The 20,018-nt window shown below is 70.0% G+C and carries 21 protein-coding genes; 15 read left to right on the top strand and 6 right to left on the bottom strand.

All coding sequences use genetic code 11. The features are described from left to right. From EDF24_RS01295 to glmM, 10 genes are all read left to right on the top strand, one after another. Positions 1-811: tRNA pseudouridine(38-40) synthase TruA (locus EDF24_RS01295; RefSeq protein ID WP_148070809.1), on the top strand; the 811-nt coding region annotated here is incomplete at its 5' end. Then, complete coding sequence (locus EDF24_RS01290) at positions 808-1,554, top strand: MBL fold metallo-hydrolase (RefSeq protein WP_123700874.1); 747 nt, start codon at positions 808-810, stop codon at positions 1,552-1,554. The genes EDF24_RS01295 and EDF24_RS01290, both read left to right, overlap by 4 nt. 126 nt (positions 1,555-1,680) lie before the next feature. After that, positions 1,681-2,109 carry a hypothetical protein gene (locus tag EDF24_RS18805; RefSeq protein ID WP_148070769.1) on the top strand — a complete coding sequence of 143 codons (429 nt, stop codon included), beginning with the start codon at positions 1,681-1,683 and terminating at the stop codon, positions 2,107-2,109. 61 nt (positions 2,110-2,170) lie between these two features. Further along, positions 2,171-3,046, top strand: a complete 876-nt coding sequence (locus EDF24_RS01280; protein ID WP_123654802.1) for an ABC transporter ATP-binding protein — start codon at positions 2,171-2,173, stop codon at positions 3,044-3,046. After that, a complete protein-coding gene (locus tag EDF24_RS01275) occupies positions 3,043-3,753 on the top strand; it encodes a hypothetical protein (RefSeq protein WP_123700872.1) in 711 nt (236 codons plus the stop codon). The genes EDF24_RS01280 and EDF24_RS01275 overlap by 4 nt, the downstream gene beginning before the upstream one ends. Before the next feature lie 56 nt (positions 3,754-3,809). Then, on the top strand, positions 3,810-4,004 hold the full coding sequence (locus EDF24_RS01270; protein WP_123654800.1) for a hypothetical protein: 195 nt from the start codon (positions 3,810-3,812) through the stop codon (positions 4,002-4,004). A 95-nt stretch (positions 4,005-4,099) separates the two neighbouring features. Then, entirely contained in the window at positions 4,100-7,132 is a 3,033-nt protein-coding gene (locus EDF24_RS01265; RefSeq protein WP_123700870.1) for an ExeM/NucH family extracellular endonuclease, read from the top strand. 332 nt (positions 7,133-7,464) lie between these two features. Further along, on the top strand, positions 7,465-7,911 hold the full coding sequence (gene rplM / locus EDF24_RS01260) for a 50S ribosomal protein L13 (RefSeq protein ID WP_071292521.1): 447 nt from the start codon (positions 7,465-7,467) through the stop codon (positions 7,909-7,911). Positions 7,912-7,949: 38 nt separating this feature from the next. After that, positions 7,950-8,435: a 30S ribosomal protein S9 gene (rpsI, locus tag EDF24_RS01255; RefSeq protein WP_123654798.1), complete on the top strand. Its 486-nt coding sequence runs from the start codon at positions 7,950-7,952 to the stop codon at positions 8,433-8,435. Positions 8,436-8,457: 22 nt separating this feature from the next. Then, positions 8,458-9,831, top strand: a complete 1,374-nt coding sequence (gene glmM, locus EDF24_RS01250; protein WP_123654797.1) for a phosphoglucosamine mutase — start codon at positions 8,458-8,460, stop codon at positions 9,829-9,831. 197 nt (positions 9,832-10,028) lie between these two features. On the opposite strand, the gene coaA is transcribed toward glmM, so the two are convergent. From coaA to EDF24_RS01235, 3 genes are read right to left on the bottom strand one after another with little or no spacing between them, the layout of a single operon-like run. Then, the gene (gene coaA, locus EDF24_RS01245; RefSeq protein ID WP_123654796.1) at positions 10,029-10,973 is read right to left on the bottom strand and encodes a type I pantothenate kinase; all 945 of its coding nucleotides are present in this window, start codon (positions 10,971-10,973) and stop codon (positions 10,029-10,031) included. A 50-nt stretch (positions 10,974-11,023) separates the two neighbouring features. Next, a complete protein-coding gene (locus EDF24_RS01240; RefSeq protein WP_123654795.1) occupies positions 11,024-11,512 on the bottom strand; it encodes a glutathione peroxidase in 489 nt (162 codons plus the stop codon). 10 nt (positions 11,513-11,522) lie between these two features. Continuing rightward, positions 11,523-12,710, bottom strand: a complete 1,188-nt coding sequence (locus tag EDF24_RS01235; protein WP_123700869.1) for an ATP-binding protein — start codon at positions 12,708-12,710, stop codon at positions 11,523-11,525. Positions 12,711-12,835: 125 nt separating this feature from the next. Here EDF24_RS01235 and glmS point away from each other — a divergent pair, with 125 nt between their 5' ends. The 5 genes from glmS to tsaE are packed head-to-tail and all read left to right on the top strand — an operon-like array spanning position 12,836 to position 17,830. Further along, positions 12,836-14,683, top strand: coding sequence for a glutamine--fructose-6-phosphate transaminase (isomerizing) (gene glmS / locus EDF24_RS01230; RefSeq protein ID WP_123700868.1), 1,848 nt, complete (start codon positions 12,836-12,838; stop codon positions 14,681-14,683). Between the two features lie 6 nt (positions 14,684-14,689). Then, positions 14,690-15,070, top strand: a complete 381-nt coding sequence (locus EDF24_RS01225) for a holo-ACP synthase (RefSeq protein ID WP_123700867.1) — start codon at positions 14,690-14,692, stop codon at positions 15,068-15,070. Beyond that, the gene (gene alr, locus EDF24_RS01220; RefSeq protein ID WP_123654791.1) at positions 15,067-16,170 is read left to right on the top strand and encodes an alanine racemase; all 1,104 of its coding nucleotides are present in this window, start codon (positions 15,067-15,069) and stop codon (positions 16,168-16,170) included. The genes EDF24_RS01225 and alr (EDF24_RS01220) overlap by 4 nt, the downstream gene beginning before the upstream one ends. Then, positions 16,167-17,330, top strand: coding sequence for an alanine racemase (gene alr, locus EDF24_RS01215; RefSeq protein WP_185021534.1), 1,164 nt, complete (start codon positions 16,167-16,169; stop codon positions 17,328-17,330). Before alr (EDF24_RS01220) ends, alr (EDF24_RS01215) begins: the two co-directional genes overlap by 4 nt. 38 nt (positions 17,331-17,368) lie before the next feature. Continuing rightward, entirely contained in the window at positions 17,369-17,830 is a 462-nt protein-coding gene (gene tsaE, locus EDF24_RS01210; protein ID WP_123701411.1) for a tRNA (adenosine(37)-N6)-threonylcarbamoyltransferase complex ATPase subunit type 1 TsaE, read from the top strand. 24 nt (positions 17,831-17,854) lie between these two features. Here the strand turns inward: tsaE and arr are convergent, their stop codons facing one another. From arr to EDF24_RS01195, 3 genes are all read right to left on the bottom strand, one after another. After that, complete coding sequence (gene arr / locus EDF24_RS01205; protein ID WP_123654790.1) at positions 17,855-18,271, bottom strand: NAD(+)--rifampin ADP-ribosyltransferase; 417 nt, start codon at positions 18,269-18,271, stop codon at positions 17,855-17,857. A 4-nt stretch (positions 18,272-18,275) separates the two neighbouring features. Then, on the bottom strand, positions 18,276-19,025 hold the full coding sequence (locus tag EDF24_RS01200; protein ID WP_243698200.1) for a glycoside hydrolase family 16 protein: 750 nt from the start codon (positions 19,023-19,025) through the stop codon (positions 18,276-18,278). Between the two features lie 147 nt (positions 19,026-19,172). Beyond that, the gene (locus EDF24_RS01195) at positions 19,173-19,922 is read right to left on the bottom strand and encodes a glycoside hydrolase family 16 protein (protein WP_123654788.1); all 750 of its coding nucleotides are present in this window, start codon (positions 19,920-19,922) and stop codon (positions 19,173-19,175) included. Between the last annotated feature and the right edge of the window lie 96 nt (positions 19,923-20,018).

Raw genomic sequence — 20,018 nt, 5'->3', positions numbered from 1 at the left:
CCAGGGCGCGCTCGAGACCGCGCTCGCCACCGTCTTCACCCGGTGGGGTGCACCGCCGCTGCTCACCGTGGCCGGGCGGACCGACGCGGGCGTGCACGCGACCGGGCAGGTGGCGCACCTCGACCTCGACGCCGCGCAGTGGGCGACCCTGTCCCGTCCCCGCCGGACGCCGGCGGACGGGGCGCAGCGGGACCCGCTCGACGGGCTCGTGAAGCGGCTGAACGGGCTCGCCGGGCCCGAGGGGGACGTCGTCGTCACCCGGGCATCAGTGGCGCCCGACGGGTTCGACGCCCGGTTCTCCCCGCTCTGGCGGCGGTACCAGTACCGGGTCGCGGACCTCGACGCCCCCCGCGATCCACGTCGTCGGGGGCACACGCTCTGGTACCCGGGGCGTCTCGACCCGGCGGCGATGGAGCGCGGTGCGCTGACGCTGCTCGGGCTGCACGACTTCGCGGCGTTCTGCAAGCCGCGCGAGGGGGCGACGACCATCCGGACGCTCCAGGAGTTCCGCTGGGACCGCGAGCCGGACGGCGTGCTGGTGGCGAGCCTCCAGGCCGATGCCTTCTGTCACTCCATGGTGCGCGCGATGGTGGGGGCGACCATCGCCGTCGGCGAGGGACGCTTCGGGGCCGACCGTCTCGAAGCGTTGCGCGTGGCGGGGGAGCGGACCAGCGCGTTCAAGGTCGCACCGGCCAAGGGGTTGACCCTGACCGAGGTCGGCTACCCGGCGGACGAGGAGCTCGCCGCGCGGGCCGTGCAGACGCGTGCCCGGCGCTCCTCGAACGGCGGCTCCGATACCGTCGGGGGATGACTTCCCGCGAACCCCGGTCCGTCGTCTCCGTCGCTCCCGGGGTGGTCTTCGTCGAGGGCCCCGTCTCGAACTGGGTCGTCCTCGCGGAAGAGGACGGCGTCGCCCTCATCGACGCCGGCTACCCGGCCGACAGCGACCTGGTGCTCGACACCGTCCGCTACGCCGGGCACGACCTCGACGACCTGCGGCGTGTGTACGTCACGCACGGGCACGTCGACCACGTCGGCGGCATCCCCGGGATCCTGGCGCAGTACCCGCACGTCGAGGTGCTGGCACACGCCGACGAGCTGGGGAACGTCCGTGGACCGGACCGCGAGCAGGTCACACCGGCCGAGATCGGTGGGCGCCTGGCGTCGCCGCGGGTGCTCCGTTGGCTCGGCCGGGCAATCCGCTCCGACGCGCTCCGGCCGACCACCGTGCCGGCCGCGCGGGCCTTCACCGCGCGGGACTTCGAGGGGCGGGCGATCACCCCGTTCCCGGCCGTCGGGCACACCGCCGGGTCCACCGCGTACCTGCTGCCGGCGGCCGACGCGATCGTCACCGGGGACGCCGTCGTGTCCCACCACGACACGCAGCCGGGGTCGTGGACGCCGCGTCCACGGATGATCACGCCGTTCTTCACGGCGGACCAAGCGGTGGCGGTCGAGTCCGCGCGGGCGCTGCCGATCCCGGAGATCGTCCTGCCGGGGCACGGGCCCGCGGTGCACCGGGTCGGGCGGGAGTGGCTGCCGGTGGGTTCCTGATGCGGACCGAACAGCATCCCCCTATGTTTCCATCCTGTAAACTGTTGTGCATACGGTGAAATACTGAACGTCAGTTCTACCAGTCTGTTCTCGCGGCAAAGGTGCCGACACGAGATAGGGGACAGCATGAACAAGATCAGATCTGTAGGGATCATCGGGGCGATCGTCACTGGTGCGATGCTCAGCTCGGTGGGAGCATCTGCGGCTTCGGCGCAGCCGATTGCCATGACCACGACCTCGACCGCGACCGTGGTGGGAGCGTCCGTGAACGTGGGGGCGGTAAAGGGCCGGCTTTCCCCATCGGGAGGGGTGGTTGCTCCAGCACAAGGCGGGGCATCGACCGACGGCATCCCGATCAAGCCGATCATCGACTGGGTCAAGAACAACGCCTCGTCGATCATCCCAGCGATGAAGAGTGCGCTGAAGAGCGGCCTGAACGCGTTCAAGAAGTGGTGGAACGGGCTTGCCAGCTGGATCCGGGCCGGCATCACCGCGCTCGGTCAGATGAGCGTGCAAGAGCTGTTCAGCCAGCTCTGGAACTACTTCTTCGGTTGATCGGACGGGTCGGAGCGGGCTGCGACCGGCTCGCTCCGACTCCTGGGAAGGGAGCCGATCGATGATCGAACTCGCAAACGTCGGGCTTCGAGGGCGGGGACGAGGACGACCGCGACTGCGGGCGGTGTCGATGCAACTGCTGCCTGGCCACGTGTACGGCCTGATCGGCCCGAACGGCGCTGGCAAGTCATCGTTGTTGTCTGTCATCGCCGGATTCACGCCAGTGACCTCCGGCGCGCTGCGCGGGACGCCATGGCAACGTGGGGAGCCCGTTGGGGCGGTTTTCAGCGACGTGCCCATGCACTCGGGGCGCACTGTGAGAGAGACGTTGACCCTGCGAAGTCTCTACGTCGGCGTCGACAAAGCGGTCGTTCCCGAGGCTGCGCGGCGAGTCGGACTCCATTCTGCCCTCGGCCGTCGGGTCGGTTCACTGTCTCTCGGGATGAAGATGCGGTTGTCGATCGGGGTCGCGCTTCTCGGAAGTCCGTCCCTGGTGCTCCTCGACGAGCCGATGAACGGCTTGGACCCGAACGGCATCGCGTGGATGCGGGGTGTGATCGCTGCATTGAAGCGTGACGGTGCCACTGTGATCGTCTCGAGTCATCTGCTCGGAGAGCTCGAGGCGCTGATCGACACCGCGATCGTGGTCAGTCAGGGGGTGATCGCATGGATCGAGCCGGTCAATGGAGTCGGCAAGACGGCCTGCAGGATCGAGGTGAACGATCCGGGCGTGCTCTCGAGAGCACTCGCCGAGCGCTGCATCAGCGTCACGACCACAGCGCGGACGCTCAATGTGGATGCCCCGCCTCCCGAGGTGATCCGGCTAGCCGTGTCGATCGGCCTTGAAGTATTCCGGGCGGCTCCCGCGGCCAGGACTCTCGAGGACCTCTACGTCACTGTGTCTTCCGCAGAATTCGAATCCGAGGTGCGGCGATGACGCCCTTTTCGCGAGCTGTACAAATTGAGCTGCGCAAGCAGATCGACACGGTCGGCGCGTGGGTCGGTTACGGCGTTCTCGTCGCGACCGTCGTCGCTTGCGGGGCTTTCGGTGTCTCCGCGGTGACGCGGGTCCCGTCGTTCGAGGTGGGGGAACTCATCGTGATGGCGGGGCTTCCAGCCGCTCTGACATCGTCGATCGTCGGGGTCGTGATCGGTGTTGGTGATGCGGCACGGGGCGGAGAGCGTGACGGCGTGCTCAGCGGGAACACCCGGGGCCGGCTCTATGTGGCCCGCGGTGCCGCTTGCGGAATCGTCACCGGTGCGCTCGTGCTCTTCACGATCGTGGTTGCGGCCTCCTGTACGGTCACCGCTGTCCTCATCGGCGGTCGCATCTCGACCTTCGCGCTCGTGGGTGCGATCGGCCAGGTCGCCGCGCTGGCATTCTCCTCAGCGACATTCGGCTTTGGTATCGGTGCAACGGTGCGGTCTCTCGCTCTCGGTCTCGTGAGCGTGGTGCTGCTCGTGCTCGTGCTCGACGTCGTCCTGACTCTTCTCGGCCCTTGGAGCGAGTACGTCCGCTTCAGCACGCTGCAGAGCGGACTGACCGGGATGGCGCCAGCGGTGCCGACGGCCACTTCGGGCCTCATCTGGGTCCTCATCCCCGTGGTCGTCGGTTGGTTTCGAACGAGAGCGGTATCGACGTGAGCGAAAATCGAGCCCAGACGAGGGGGCCGCTTCGTCGTACGCTGCAGGCTGCGCTCGTGGCCATTGCCACCGTGGCGATGTTCGCGATCGGTGTGAGTGGCCAGGCACCCTCTGTGCGGTGGGTGGCGCTCGCGATCGCAGCGAGCGCGGCCGCGCTGTCGTTGGTCCTCGCGAAGAAGAAGAGCAACCTCGTGGGCTGGTACGTCATCACGGTCGGCGTGCTGGCACTGCGGTTGCTGTCGGAGGACTGATGTTGCCGAGTGCAATGGTTTACCTGACCGCAACCTGAGCGACTCTGCAGGTCTGTACGGTCTGAGGGTTTCCCGCTCTCGAACCGAAGGTCAGCATGCAACAGCACGTCGGACGCACTCTGCTGTGCGCCACGGTCGCCGCGACGTTCCTCGCAGCACCACTCGTCACCGTCACCGCCGCCAGCGCGAACACCACCGGCACGGGCCTCGTCATCCAGGAGGCCTACGTCAAGGGCGGCAGCGCCGGCGCCTTCTCCGCGCAGAAGTTCGTCGAGATCGGCAACCCGACCGACGCCCCGGTCGACCTCGGCACGTGGTCCCTGCAGTACCGTCCGCCGGCCACCGGCTCGAACGTCTCGGCAGCGCCGCTGAGCGGCACGGTCCCGGCGCACGGCACGTACCTGGTGCAGCTCGGCAGCAACGGCGCGAACGCCCGCTACGACCTGCCGACGCCCGACGCGACGCTCGGCCTCAACCCCGGTGGTGGCGGCGGGGTGCTGGTGCTCGCGGACCAGACCGCGGCGGTGGCGCTCCCGGCAGGGTCGGTCACGGACACCACCGAGGGTGTCGTCGACCTGCTCGGCTGGGGCACCGCGACCACGTTCGAGTCGGACGTCGCCGTCGCCGGGACCGCGAACTCGGTGCCGGACGCCTTCGTCCGCGCGGGCTCGACCGACACCGACGACAACGCGGCGGACTTCACGAAGACGCAGGAGCTGACGCCGACGAACGCCGCGGGCGAGACCGCGACGCCGATCGAGACCACCCCGACGGAGCCGACCGAGCCCGCCGGCCCCGCCGAGCCCGTCACCATCGCGCAGCTGCAGGGCACGACGGACACCTCGCCGTACGCGGGGAAGAACGTCGTCACGACGGGCGTCGTCACCGCGGTGTACGCGACCGGTGGGTTCAACGGCTACACCGTGCAGACTCCCGGCACCGGCGGCGCGCTCGACCTCGCCGCGCACACGGCGTCGGACGCGGTCTTCGTGTACTCGCCCGCCACCGTCGCCTCGGTGCACGAGGGTGACCACCTCGAGCTGACCGGCGCGGTCTCGGAGTACAAGGGCCTCACCGAGCTCACGGTCACGAGCGCCGCCGACGTGACGACGCTCGCGGGGGCCGTGCCGGCGCCGCAGCCAGCCGCCGTCGCGTTCCCGTCGACCGATGCGCAGCGCGAGTCCCTCGAGAGCATGCTCGTCGCACCGCAGGGCGACTACACGGTCGCCGACAACTACACGACGAACCAGTACGGCGAGGTCGTCCTGGCGAGCGGCACGAAGCGGCTCCTCCAGCCGACCGAGGTCGCCCGCCCCGGGAGCGCCGCGGCGAAGGCCGTCGAAGCGGACAACGCCGCCCGCAAGGTCACGCTCGACGACGGCGCGAGCACGAACTTCCTGCCGTACGACGGCTCGGACCAGTCGGCCCGCAACATCCCGGTACCGTGGCTGACGAACGACGCCCCGGTCACGGTGGGCGCCGCCACGACCTTCACGAAGCCCGTGGTCCTGGACTACCGCAACGGCGGCTGGGCCTTCCAGCCCACGGCACCGATCACCGGCGCCACCGCGACGACCGACCTGCCCGCCACGTTCTCGAACGTGCGCACCGCGGAGCCCGCTGACGTCGGCGGTGACCTCAAGCTCGCCGGGTTCAACGTGCTGAACTACTTCCCGACCACCGGCGACCAGCTCACCGGCTGCACGTACTACACCGACCGCGCGGGCGACCCCGTCACGGTGAACTCCGGCTGCGACGCCCGCGGTGCCGCGGAGGAAGAGGACTTCCAGCGCCAGCAGGCGAAGATCGTCACGGCGATCAACGGCCTCGGCGCCGACGTCGTCTCCCTCGAGGAGATCGAGAACTCGGCCCGCTTCGGCGAGGACCGGGACGCCGCGGTCGCCACCCTCGTCGGTGCCCTGAACGCCGCGACCGGCACGGACACCTGGGCGTACGTGAAGTCCCCCGCGGTCGTCCCCGCCAGTGAGGACGTCATCCGCCTCGCGCTCATCTACAAGCAGGCCCGCGTCGCGCCGACGGGTGCGTCGACGATCCTGCTCGACGACGCGTTCACGAACGCACGGCAGCCCGTCGCCGACGCCTTCCGTCCGGTCGGCGGCAGCGCGGACGACGAGTTCCTGGTGATCGCGAACCACTTCAAGTCGAAGGGCTCCGGCACCGGCGAGAACGCCGACCAGGGCGACGGTCAGGGCGCCTCGAACGCCGACCGCGTGCGGCAGGCCACGGCGCTCGCCGCCTTCTCGACGACGATGCAGCAGCAGTACGGCACCGACAAGGTGTTCATGCTCGGCGACTTCAACGCGTACAGCCAGGAGGACCCGATGGTCGTCCTCGGCGACGCCGGCTACACGGACCTCGGTCCGGCGCTGGACTCCTCGGAGTGGTCGTACGTCTTCAGCGGGCTGAGCGGTTCGCTCGACCACGTGCTCGCATCCCCGGCCGCACTGGCGAGCGTGACGGGCGTGGACATCTGGAACATCAACTCGACCGAGTCGGTGGCCCTGGAGTACAGCCGCTTCAACTACAACGCGTCGAACCTGTACAGGGACGACGTGTACCGGGCGAGCGACCACGACCCGATCCTGGTCGGCTTCGACCTGGCCGACGGCTCGACCGACCCGACCGACCCGACCGACCCGACCGACCCGACCGACCCGGGAACCGACCCGACCGACCCGACCGACCCGGGCGCCGACCCGTCGGAGCCCGGCACGTCGCCGGCGACCCTCTCCGTCTCGGGCGACCTGCGCGTCGGCGGCACCTTCACGCTGGCCGGTTCGGGCTTCGCGGCCGACGAGCGGACCCGTGTCGAACTGCACTCGGACCCGGTCCTCCTCGGATCGGTGGTCGCGGACGACGACGGCGACCTGTCCGGCCGGCTGACCATCCCCGCGTCGGTCTCGGCCGGGACGCACACGATCGTCGTGACCGGTCCGACCACGGGCACGGTGACCCTGCGGGTCACGATCGACCCGGCGACGGGTGCGGCCTCGGTCGGCGCGCTCGCCTTCACGGGTGCGGAGCTCGGTGGCGGCATCGCCGCCGCGCTGCTGCTGCTCGCAGCCGGAGCCGGTGTGCTCGTCGTGCGCCGTCGTCGCGCCGCGTAGGCAGATGACGGACGGGAGGCTCGGTGCCGGCTGGCACCGGGCCTCCCGTCCGTCTGCTGGTCGCGTCCACGACCGCGACGAGTGCGCAGGACACGGCCCGTGGCGGACCGTGCATCGCAACGTCTGCGCGGTCGACCCCAGCGCACGCCCACGCGCCCGCGTTTGACCGACGTGAGTCGCGTCCGGTAGGCTCTCACCTTGGTCTGCGCGCCACGTGCGCCAGACAGTCAGATGAGCCCTCCACCGGGACGTTCGCCGGGCATCCGCCTCGCAGAACCCCCACCGGAGCGGGATTCACGGACTCCTCACCTCGACACGAAAGCAGCACTCCTGTGACTCGCACGTTCTCACCGAAGCCGGCAGACGTCCAGCACGACTGGATCGTCATCGACGCGACCGACGTCGTCCTCGGCCGTCTCGCCTCGCACGTCGCCGCGCTCCTCCGCGGTAAGCACAAGGCCACCTTCGCCCAGCACATGGACATGGGTGACTACGTCATCATCGTGAACGCGGACAAGGTCGCCCTCACCGGCTCCAAGCTCGCGAAGAAGGTCTACTACCGCCACTCGGGTTACCCGGGCGGCCTCACGGCGACCTCCTACCCGGAGATGCTCGAGAAGCACCCCACCCGCGCCGTCGAGAAGGCGATCCGCGGCATGCTCCCGAAGAACACGCTGGGCCGCGAGCAGCTCAAGAAGCTCAAGGTGTACGCGGGTGCCGAGCACCCCCACGCCGCGCAGCAGCCCAAGACGTACACCTTCGACCAGGTCTCGCAGTAACAGCGGCCACGACGACTTCCAAGGACTAGAGAAAACTCATGGCTCAGATCGCTGACTCCCTCGACCAGACCCCGGAGAGCTTCACCACGGAGAGCGCACCCGCCGCTACCGAGGCAGCTCCCCGTCAGATCCTCAACGTCTCCGGCGGTGCCGTCGGGCGCCGCAAGGAGGCCATCGCCCGCGTGCGCCTCGTCCCGGGCTCCGGCACCTTCGTGGTGAACGGCCGTTCGCTCGAGGACTACTTCCCGAACAAGCTGCACCAGCAGCTCATCAACGACCCGTTCAAGGTGCTCGAGCTCCTCGGCTCCTACGACGTGACCGCCCGCATCACGGGTGGCGGCCCCTCCGGCCAGGCCGGCGCACTCCGCCTCGCCATCGCGCGCACGCTGAACGAGATCGACCGCGAGAACAACCGCGCGATCCTCAAGAAGGCTGGCTTCCTCACCCGTGACGCTCGCGTCATCGAGCGCAAGAAGGCCGGTCTCAAGAAGGCCCGCAAGGCGTCGCAGTTCTCGAAGCGCTGATCGCCTGACGGCGGAGGATGCAATGCCGCGTCTGTTCGGTACCGACGGCGTTCGTGGCCTCGCCAACGGCGAGTTGACGGCCGCGCTCGCACTGGGTCTTGCCCAGGCGAGCGCGGCCGTGCTCACGCACGGACACCATGCGGACGCCCGTCGGGCGTCCGGCCGACCGCGCCCCCGCGCGGTCCTGGCGCGCGACCCGCGCGTCTCCGGTGAGTTCCTGGGTGCCGCGGTCGCGGCCGGGCTCGCCTCCGCCGGCGTCGACGTCCTCGACGCCGGGGTCATCCCCACTCCCGCTGCCGCGTTCCTGGTCGCGGACATCGACGCTGACTTCGGCGTGATGATCTCCGCATCGCACAACCCGGCCCCGGACAACGGGATCAAGTTCTTCGCGACGGGCGGCAAGAAGCTGCCCGACGAGGTCGAGGACCGCATCGAAGCCGCGATGCACGACCAGTCTGCGCCTACGCCCACCGGCATCGGCGTCGGCCGGATCACCCGGTTCGCCGACGCGGAGGACCGCTACGTCGTGCACCTGCTCGGCACGCTGCCGCACCGGCTCGACGGCATCCACGTCGTGCTGGACTGCGCGAACGGTGCCGCCGCCGGTGTCTCGCCCGAGGTGTTCGTCAACGCCGGCGCGAAGGTCACCCTGATCGGTGCCGAGCCGGACGGCTGGAACATCAACGACGGTGTCGGGTCCACGCACATCGACAACCTCGCCCGTGCGGTGCTCGAAGCCGGCGCCGACGTCGGCATCGCGCACGACGGCGACGCGGACCGCTGCCTGGCGGTCGACGCCGCGGGCAACGCGATCGACGGCGACCAGATCATGGCGATCCTCGCGCTGTCCCTCAAGGAGCGTGGGCACCTGGTGTCCGACACCCTCGTCGCGACGGTGATGTCGAACCTCGGGCTCAAGCGTGCGATGTCCGACGCGGGCATCACCGTGATCGAGGCCGGGGTGGGCGACCGCTACGTCCTGGAGAAGATGAACGAGGGCGGGTACTCGCTCGGCGGCGAGCAGTCCGGCCACATCATCTTCCAGGAGTACGCCACCACGGGCGACGGCATCCTCACCGGCCTGCACCTCGTCGCCGAGATGGCGCGGACGGGCAAGTCCCTCGAGGAGCTCGCATCGTGCATGACGGTGTTCCCGCAGGTGCTGCTGAACGTCCGCGGTGTCGACCGGCACGGACTCGCTGACCAGGGCGTGCAGGACGCCGTCGCCGCGGCGTCCGAGTCGCTCGGCGACACCGGCCGCGTGCTGCTGCGTCCGTCGGGCACCGAGCCCGTCGTGCGCGTGATGGTCGAGGCCGCGTCGCAGGAGACCGCGCAGCGGGTCGCCGAGGAGCTCGCGGCGGTCGTCGAGGAGCGCCTGGCGCTCGACGCGGCGTAGCGCGGCGGCGCGGTGCCGCCGCGTGCGGTGCCGCTGCCGTGCCGCGTGCGGTGCTGTCTGTCCTTGAGCAACCGAAACCCGTTCGCACCACGGCCGTCCGTGGTTCGAGCGGGTTTTCGTTGTGCGCCGCCGGTCCGCACCGCGGCCACGGGCGCCTGTCCGCGGCCGCGGGCGCCGCGCCGCGCGTCCGCCGCGCGCTAGATCTTGCGGAGCAGGACCGACGACACCTTGTGGTCGGCGGCCTTCTTCAGCACGAGGGTCGCCCGGGAACGGGTCGGCAGCACGTTCTCGACGAGGTTCGGCTCGTTGATCGCGCGCCAGACCTGCGTCGCGGTCGCCACGGCGTCCTCACGCGAGAGCGACGCGAACCGGTGGAAGAACGAGTCGGGGCTGGAGAACGCCTCTTCCTGCAGGGCCAGGAAGCGGTCGACGTACCAGGACTCGATGTCCCGGGTCTTCGCGTCGACGTAGATGGTGAAGTCGAACAGGTCGGACAGTGCCAGGCGTCCGTGCATCGGCGGCGCGAGCACGTTGAGGCCCTCGACGATGAGGATGTCGGGCTGGCGCACGACGATCTCGGCGTCCGGCACGATGTCGTAGACCAGGTGCGAGTAGAACGGCGCACGCACCTCGGTCGCGCCGCTCTTCACCTGGCTGACGAAGCGCAGCAGGGACCGGCGGTCGTACGACTCGGGGAAGCCCTTGCGGTCCATGATCCCGCGGCGCTCGAGCTCGGCGTTCGGGTACAGGAAGCCGTCGGTGGTGACGAGTTCCACACGCGGGGTGTCCGGCCAGCGCTTCGTGAGTTCGCGGAGCAGGCGGGCGACGGTGGACTTGCCGACGGCGACGGAGCCCGCGACGCCGATGACGAACGGGGTGCGTCCGGCTCGGTCGCCGAGGAACCGGCTCGTCTCCGCGTGCAGGTGCTTCGCCCCCGCCGCGTACAGCGTCAGGAGTCGCGAGAGCGGGAGGTAGACCTCCTGCACCTCCTGCATGTCGAGGCGGTCGCCGAGCCCGCGGAGCTGGACGATCTCCGTCTCGGTCAGGGAGAGGTGCTCCTTGGGGGCGAGCTGCGACCACTCCGCGCGCGGGATCTCCACGAAGGGGGTGGGGTGCGCGACGGCGGTCTCCGGGATCGGCATGGGATCGAGCGTAACCAGACGGGAGGCCCGTGGTGCGTCGCGCACGCCGGTCACGTCGTCGGCAGGGCCGCCTCGATGGCCGCGATCACCTCGGGTGCGTCGGGTTTCGTCGTCGGACGGAAGCGGGACACGGTGCCGTCCGGTGCGACGAGGAACTTCTCGAAGTTCCAGATCACCCGGCCGGCCTTGCCGGTCGCGTCCGGGGTCTGCTTCAGCTCCTTGTAGAGCGGGTGCGCACCGCCGCCGTTCACCTTCACCTTCTCGGACATCGGGAACGTCACACCCCACGTGGTGGAGCAGTACTCGTCGATGGCCTCCGACGAACCGAGCTCCTGCAGGAACTGGTTGCTCGGGAACCCGAGGACCGTGAAGCCGCGCGGTCCGTAGGTCTTCTGCAGCTCCTCGAGCTGCTCGTACTGCGGTGCGAGCCCGCAGCGCGACGCCACGTTCACCACGAGCACCGCCTTGTCCGCGTACGCGCCGAACGTGGTGTGCTCACCGTGCAGCGTCGTGATGTCGATCTCGTCGAAACGTCCCATGGCCCGGACGCTAGTCGTCGAGGTCGAGATCGGCCTGACGGCGGACGAACTCGCACATGTTCGGCACTGTGAAGGCGATGCGGCCGCGCTGCGGTGAGAACACGATGCCCTTCCCGATGAGTGCGTGACGCGCTTGGCTCGTTGCCTTGGCGGGCACGCCGAGCCGAGATGCGACTTCACCGGTCGACGATTCCCCAGTGGCGTCCTCGGCCATGGCGACGAGGTACTGCCGCTCTGAAGGAGTGGCGCTGGCCCATCTGCCGGGGAAGAATCCGCTGTCGAGCTCGGCATTGCCCCGGTCGATTGCCCCGATCGCGTCAGCTTCGGTGATCCGCTTGTCGGCGGCCAGGTCCCAGGCGGCGGACCCGTACGTCTGCAGGAAGTACGGATAGCCGCCCGCTGCGTCCACGAGGATGTCGAGCGCGGGCGCATCGAAGGACACGCCGGAGCGTCGCGCTGGCAGGACGAGAGCATCGGCCGCGGCGCCGGACGGCAGCGATCCGATCTCTCGGTAGTCGAAGAGCCGCTCCGCGTACGACTTGGCGGCCGTCAGGGTCCCCGGCACGCTCGGCAGCCCTGCGCCGACGACGACGAAGGGCCAGTCTCGCTGTCCGGCGCGATGCTGCACGGAGATCAGTGCTGCAAGGAGTGCAGGTTCCAGGTCCTGCAGCTCGTCGATGAACAGGGCCAGGACACGTTGCTGCTCGCGGAGCGCCGGGGCGAGGTCCTCGACGAGTTCCTCGAGGTCGATCTCGATCACTCCGGTGTCGGCCCGTCCGACAGAAGCATCGATGTCGATCGAGAACCCGAGTCCACCGAACTGGACGCTGAACGCCTTCACGGTCGCGAGCGCATTCCGCACTGCGGAGGTGACAGTCCGCCCGCGGTGGAGGCGGCGGGCGGCGAGCGCGATCTCGCGCGCGAGACGTCGGCGTGTGTTCTGCTGCCCGGAGTCCGAGGTCTGCCCCTCGACGTCGACGACGAGCCATCCAGCGCTGTCGGCTTGTGCTCGGAACTGGTTCAGCAGCACCGTCTTCCCAACGCCGCGCAGTCCGTGCAGCACGAGGCTCCGGGAGGTCTGCCCCCGTCGAGACCTGGCCACGAGGAGGTCGAACGCGTCCACTTCGGCCTGACGCCCGACGAGCTCCGGTGGGCGCAGACCGGCGCCAGGCGCATAGGGGTTCAGTTCGGCGTGCATCTGACAGATTCTAGTGCTGTCTGTCGTTTCGATGAGACTCTGCCAGAAAGCGGCAGACCGCCAGATCAGTATCGATCAGGTCTCCTCGCAGGGAGCAGTCCCCGGCACATCGTAGGATCGGGACCATGTGTGGAATCGTCGGCTACGTCGGCAGCAACAGCAGCACGGACGTGCTCCTCGGTGGTCTCCGTCGGCTCGAGTACCGCGGGTACGACTCGGCCGGCATCGCGGTCATCGACCCGTCCGGTGACCTGACCTCGGCCAAGAAGGCCGGCAAGCTCCAGGCCCTCGTGGACGAGCTCGAATCGCACCCCATCGCCGACGGTGGGACCGGCATCGGGCACACCCGCTGGGCGACCCACGGCGGCCCGACGGACGAGAACGCGCACCCGCACCTCGCGGACGGCGGCAAGCTGGCGCTCATCCACAACGGCATCATCGAGAACTTCTCCGAGCTGCGTGCCGAACTCGTCGCCGAGGGCGTCGAGTTCCTCAGCGAGACCGACTCCGAGGTCGCGGCGCACCTCGTCGCCCGCGCCTTCCGTGCCACCGGCGACCTGACGAGCGCCATGCAGCAGACCGTGCAGCGGCTCGAGGGCGCGTTCACGCTCCTCGTCGTGCACGCCGACCAGCCGGGCGTGGTCGTCGGCGCCCGTCGCAACTCGCCCCTCGTGGTGGGGCTCGGCGACGGCGAGAACTTCATGGGCTCGGACGTCGCCGCGTTCGTCGCGTACACGCAGCGTGCCCTGTCGATCGGTCAGGACGAGATCGTCACGATCCGCCCGGACGGCGTCGACGTCATCCACTTCGACGGCACCCCCGCCGAGGCGAACGAGTTCGAGGTGAACTGGGACGCGTCCGCCGCGGACAAGGGCGGCTGGTCCTCCTTCATGGCGAAGGAGATCAGCGAGGAGCCCGAGGCCGTCGCGAAGACGATCCTCGGCCGCGTGCACGACGGCGCGGTCACCCTGCACGACCTCGACCCGATCGCGGAGCGCCTGCAGCAGGTCGACCGCGTCATCGTCATCGCCTGCGGCACCGCGGCGTACGCCGGCATCCTCGGCAAGTACGCCATCGAGCAGTGGGCACGCGTCCCGGTGGAGGTGGAGCTCGCCCACGAGTTCCGCTACCGAGACCCGGTGCTCGACGAGAACACCCTCGTCGTGTCGATCAGCCAGTCCGGCGAGACCATGGACACGCTGATGGCCGTGAAGTACGCGCGGGAGCAGGGCGCGCAGGTCCTCTCGATCTGCAACACCCAGGGCGCCACGATCCCGCGCGAGTCCGACGCCGTGATCTACACGCACGCCGGGCCGGAGGTCGCCGTCGCGTCGACGAAGGCGTTCCTCGCGCAGGGTGTCGCGCTGTACCTGCTCGGGCTGCACCTCGCCACGATCCGCGGCACCCTGACGGCGGAGCAGGTCGCCGTGCAGGTCGCCGAGCTCGAAGCGCTGCCGGCGAAGCTGCAGCAGACCATCGAGGACGCCTCCGGTGTCGCCGAGCTCGCGAAGTGGATGGCGGACACCCGCAGTGTGCTGTTCCTCGGCCGCCACGTCGGGTACCCGATCGCACTCGAGGGCGCGCTGAAGCTCAAGGAGCTCGCGTACATCCACGCCGAGGGCTTCGCCGCCGGTGAGCTGAAGCACGGTCCGATCGCGCTCATCGAGCCGGGGCAGATCGTCTTCGTCATCGTGCCGTCGCCGCGTGACGCCCGTTCGCTGCACCCGAAGGTGGTGTCGAACATCCAGGAGATCCGCGCTCGCGGCGCCCGGGTGATCGCCATCGCCGAAGAGGGCGACGCCGCGGTGCTGCCCTTCGCCGACGAGGTCCTCCGGATCCCGCTCGCGACGCCGCTCTTCGAGCCGCTGCTCGCCGTGGCACCGCTGCACATGTTCGGCATGGAGCTCGCGGCCGCGAAGGGCCTCGACGTCGACCAGCCGCGCAACCTCGCGAAGTCGGTCACCGTCGAGTAGTCGCGCGTGATCATCGGCATCGGGGTCGACGTGGTCGACCTGGAGCGGTTCGAGCGGGTCCTGACACGGACGCCCGCGATGCGGACGCGCCTGTTCACGACGTCGGAGCTCGTCCGTGACGGCGAGCCCCGACCGATCGCGTCCCTCGCGGCGCGGTTCGCCGCGAAGGAAGCGCTGATCAAGGCGTTCGGGTCGAGTGCTGGGCTCAGCTGGCAGGAGCTCGAGGTGGTCTCGGACGACCAGCGGAACCCGTCGCTGACGCTCCACGAGGGTGCCCGGCGGGTGGCCGACGCGCGTGGCGTCACGGCGGTGCACCTGTCGCTCTCCCATGATGGGGGGATCGCCACGGCCTTCGTGGTCATCGAGGGGACAGAGGACACGGCTTGAGTGCGTTCACCGGGATCACGGTCGACCGGGAGGCCCTGATCGCCAACTACGCGACGGTCGCCGAACAGGTGGCCCCGTCCGGCGTCATCGCCGTCGTCAAGGCGAACGCGTACGGCCACGGCGCGGCTGCGGCCGCGCAGGCGTTCGTGGACGCCGGTGCGGAGTGGCTCGGCGTCGCGGACATCGACGAGGGCATCGCGCTCCGGCAGGCCGGCATCGACGAGGGGGTCCGCATCCTCGCGTGGCTGCACGCCCCGGACGAGGACTTCCGTCGTGCCGCCCAGTTCGGGATCACCCCGGCCGTCTCCAGCGTCGAGCAGCTCTCCAGCGCCGCCGACGCCGAGGTCCGCGCCGTGCACATCTGCGTGGACACGGGCCTCAGCCGGAACGGCGCGGTGGAGTCCGAGTGGTCGGAGCTCTTCGACCGTGCGGCGTCGCTCGCCCGCGGCGGTGCCCGGACCCGCGTCGAGGGACTGATGTCGCACCTGTCGAACGCCTCACGCACCGACGACCTCGACCAGGACGCCGCACTGCAGCGGGCGCTCGACGGCCTGTCGTCGCGGGGGATCGTGCCGGACGTGGTGCACCTGGCCGCCAGCGCCGCGAGCATCGCGGTCCCGGAGACCCGCCGTGACCTGGCCCGCATCGGGATCGCGCTCTACGGGCTGAGCCCGTTCGCGGACCGGACGTCCGCCGAGCTGGGCCTCCGCCCGGCGATGCGTGTGACGGCGGCGGTCCTCCGCACGGTCGTCGTGCCCGCTGGGGACGGCGTCAGCTACGGCTACACGTGGCGTGCGGAGTCGGACACCCGGCTCGCCGTGATCGGACTCGGGTACGCGGACGGCTTCGACCGTGCGTTCGGCAACCACGTCTCGGTCCGCATCGGCGACCGACGCTTCCCGGTCGTCGGCCGGGTGGCGATGAACGCCATGCACATCGACATCGGCGACGCCGAGGTGGCCGCCGGCGACGAGGTCGTCCTCTGGGGCGACCCGGCGAACGGCGACCCCGCCGTCGAGGACTGGGCGGCCGCCGTCGACACGATCAACTACGAGGTGGTGGCCCGGCTCGGCCGGAGCATCGAACGGAGGACGACGTGAGCGCGCCCCTGCGCCAGGCCGAGATCGACCTCGACGCGTACCGCGCGAACCTCGAGCGGGTCCGTGGGTGGATGGACCCGGTCGAGGTGATGGCCATCATGAAGGCCGACGCGTACGGGCACGGTCTCGAGCCCATCGCCCTCGCGGCCGTCGATGCCGGCATCCGCTGGATCGGCGTCCTCACCGTCCCGGCCGCGCTCCGGCTGCGGTCGATCGGCGTCGGCGAGGACGTCCACCTCTTCACGTGGCAGCACGACCCGGCCCTCGACTTCCGTGACGCGATCGACTCCGCGGTGGACCTCGGCGTCTCGAACGTCGCCGAGCTGCAACGCGTGGTCGACGCGGTGGACCAGCGCCCGGCGCGGGTGCACCTCGGCGTCGACACCGGCCTCCACCGGGACGGTTCCGCCGTCGACGACTGGCCCGCCCTGGTCGAGACGGCCCGGGACGCCGAGCGTGCCGGACGCATCGAGGTCGTCGCCGCGTACACGCACCTGGCGGAGTCCTCGGACGACGACGACCGCGCCGCCGTGTCGCTGTTCGAGGACGCGATCGAGCGGGCGGAGGACCTCGGCCTCGACCTGCCGTTCGAGCACGTCGCCGCGTCGCTCGCCGGCCTCGAGCGCAAGGAGTTCCGGAAGGACATGGTCCGGATGGGGGCGAACCTGTTCGGCATCCCCGGCGCGGACGGCGTCTCCGCGGCGGACCTCGGCCTCGAACCCGTGATGACCCTGACGGCGTCGGTCGCGAAGACCAAGCGGGTCCCCGTCGACACCGGGGTGTCGTACGACTACACGTACCGCACCGACCGCGAGACCACGCTGGCGCTCGTCCCGCTCGGCTACGCGGACGGGGTCCCGCGGTCCGCGCAGGGCCGGCTCGAGGTGACGATCCGCGGCAAGCGGTACCCGATCGCCGGGCGGGTCGCGATGGACCAGTTCCTGGTGGACGTCGGCGACGACGACGTCCAGGTCGGTGACACCGTGGTGCTGTTCGGCACGGGGGAGCGCGACGAGATGACCGTCCTGGAGTGGGGCGAGGCGCTCGGCACCATCGGCGAGGAGATCGTCTGCCGGATCGGTTCCCGCGTGCCGCGCGTCTACGCGGGGCACTCCGTCGAGGGCCGGGTGGGCGAGTACCTCCGGGGCGAGAACCCGTGACCGTCCTCCTGGACACCACGGTCGCGAGCACCGAGGAGATGGGTGCGCTCGGTGCCCGGCTCGCCGCGGTCCTCCGCGCCGGCGACCTGGTCGTGCTGACCGGGCCGCTCGGTGCCGGCAAGACCACGTTGACCCGGGGTCTCGGGGCGGCGCTCGGCGCCCGCGGTCAGGTGTCGAGCCCGACGTTCGTGCTCGCGCGGACCCATCCCACGACGTCCGGCCCGGACCTCGTGCACGTGGACGCGTACCGGCTGTCCGACCCGGTGGAGCTCGACGACCTCGACCTCGACTGGGACGCCTCGATCGTCGTCGTCGAGTGGGGGCGGGGCTTCGTCGAGGGCATCACCGACAGCGTGCTCGACGTCGAGATCGTCCGTGCGACCGGAGCCGACGCGACCGATGCCGCGCCGGACGACCTCGACCCGGACGACGTCCCCGACGAACCCCGCCGCGTGGTCGTCACCGCGACCGGTCCGCGCTGGGCCGGCGTCACGCTCTGACGCCGACCGTCAGGTGGTGCGGCGTCAGTTGATGATGGCGCCGCGTTCCTCGGTCCGGAGTACCGCGAGCCGGTCCCGCCAGGTCTGCAGCGCCTCGGGCGTGAGCCGGGTCCAGTCCGTCACCTCGCCGACCACCCGGATGGGCGACGTGCTGCGGTAGGACCGCGTCGGGTTGCCCGGGAACTTCCGGTCGGTCACGTTCGGGTCGTCCTCGAACGCACCCGTCGGCTCGACGATGTACACGCGCGGCTCGCCGGGACCCGCAGCGAGTTCCGCTGCGAGCCCGGCACCGGCACCGACGGCCGTGAAGTAGACGTGGTTCATCACGATCTCCGGACGGTAGTTCGACCGGAACCCCGCGGTCAGCAGGTCACCCACCCGGAGGTCGGCCTTCGTCCCGTGGAAGAACGGCCCGTCGTCCAGCGTCTGCTCCTCGGCCATCGGGTCAGCCCACGTACTCGGCCATGCTGACCCAGTTGATGTAGAGGTGCCCGGAAGCGCCCCAGTTGCCGACCTGGAACATGTAGCGGTGCGGCGTGGTCGGGACGTCCGAGGTGATCCGCTGGACCACCCGGTCGTCGACGAGGTACGTCACGGACTGCCCCGGGATCCACTCGACCGAGTAGGTGTGCCAGTCCCGCCACGAGACGCCGGTGCTGGCGCTGTGCGAGAGGCCCTCGAGTCCCGGGGTCATCAGGTGCTGGTACGCCATCGGCGTCGCTTCGAAGTTGCTCTCCGGGAAGTCGATCTCCCCGTCGGCCCAGCGGTTCGACGTCGGGTAGAGGATGAACGCCGCGCCGTTCCGGTCACCGCCGGTCGCCATCGCCCGGACGGTGAACTTGCCGCCCTGGTGGCTCCAGGCTCCGGACGGGGTGCCGAAGGTCCCGGCTGCGCCGTGCCGCCCGTCGAGCGCGACGTCCATGTACCCGTCGTGCGCGCTGATCTGCGAGCCGGAATACCACATCCCGCCGGTCCCGTCCGGGTACGGCTGCCAGGAGTTCGCGTACTGCCGCGCGAACTGTCCGCCGGCCGCCGCATCGGTGGCGAAGTCCTCGCCGTAGGTCTGTTCGAACTGGGCTCCGGTGACGGAGGTCGTCGCTGCGGATGCGGCCGACGCCCCTCCGAACGGGACGGCGACGAGTGTGGCGCCGAGCAGTGCCGCAGTGAGTGCCGCTCGCTTGGTACGTGTCTGCATGGATGTCATTTCCCTGACGTGAGCGCAGCGCCCGTCCCCACGAGTGCCGCACAGCCGGATCTCGGCACGGCGAGCACTCTAAGCAGATTCGATGACGTATCACAAGGATTGGACAGCCGAAAAGTCCCCCGAGTAGGGGACACCCGGTCAGGGCTTGTAGTCGTAGGTCGTGACCCAGTCGATGTACAGGTGTCCGGCAGCGCCCCAGTTCCCGACCTGGAACATGTACCGGTGCGCGGTCTTCGGGACGTCCTTCGTGACCTTGCTGATCACCCGGTTGTCGACGAAGTAGGTGACGGACTTCCCGGGGATCCACTCGACCGAGTAGACGTGCCAGTCCTTCCACTTGACGCCCGTCGAGGTGCTGATCGCGTTGACCTCCTTGCCCTTCACCATCGAGTGGTGGTGGACCATCGGCGTCGCCTCGAAGTTGCTCTCCGGGAAGTCGATCTCCCCGTCGGACCACACGTTCGACGTCGGCCAGAGCATGAACGCCGCACCGTTGGCCTTGCCGCCGAGCGCCCGAGCGCGGATGGAGAACTTCCCGCCGACGTGCCCCCAGGCGCCGGTCGGCGTCCCGAAGGTCCCGGCAGCGCCGTGCTTGCCGTCCAGGACGACGTCCATCGAGCCGTCGTGCGCACTGATCTGCGAGCCCGAGTAGTACATGCCGGACATCCCGTCCGGGTACGGCTGCCACGACTTCGCGTAGGTCTTCGCGAACTTGCCCTTCGCGGGAGCAGCGGTCTTGAAGTCCTCGCGGAAGGTCTGCTTGAACTTCCCGATGTTGCCCACCGGCACGGCAGCCTCGGCGGTGCCTCCGCCTCCGAGCGGTGCAGCGACCAGTGCGGCGGTGAGGATCACGGCGGCGACGGCGGCCGTGGTGAAGCGCTTGTGCATGAGCTCTCCCTGGGATCGAGCCCTCCCGGCGGGCTCGTACCCGGAACTGTCGGTCGCGGCGACCGGCCCGACAGCGCCGTCCTGCCCCCAGAGGGA

It is taken from the genome of Curtobacterium sp. PhB130, assembly GCF_003755165.1.
Taxonomy (GTDB): Bacteria; Actinomycetota; Actinomycetes; order Actinomycetales; family Microbacteriaceae; genus Curtobacterium.
Note: the sequence above shows the minus strand (reverse complement) of the source record. Positions and strands in the feature narration are given on the sequence as shown.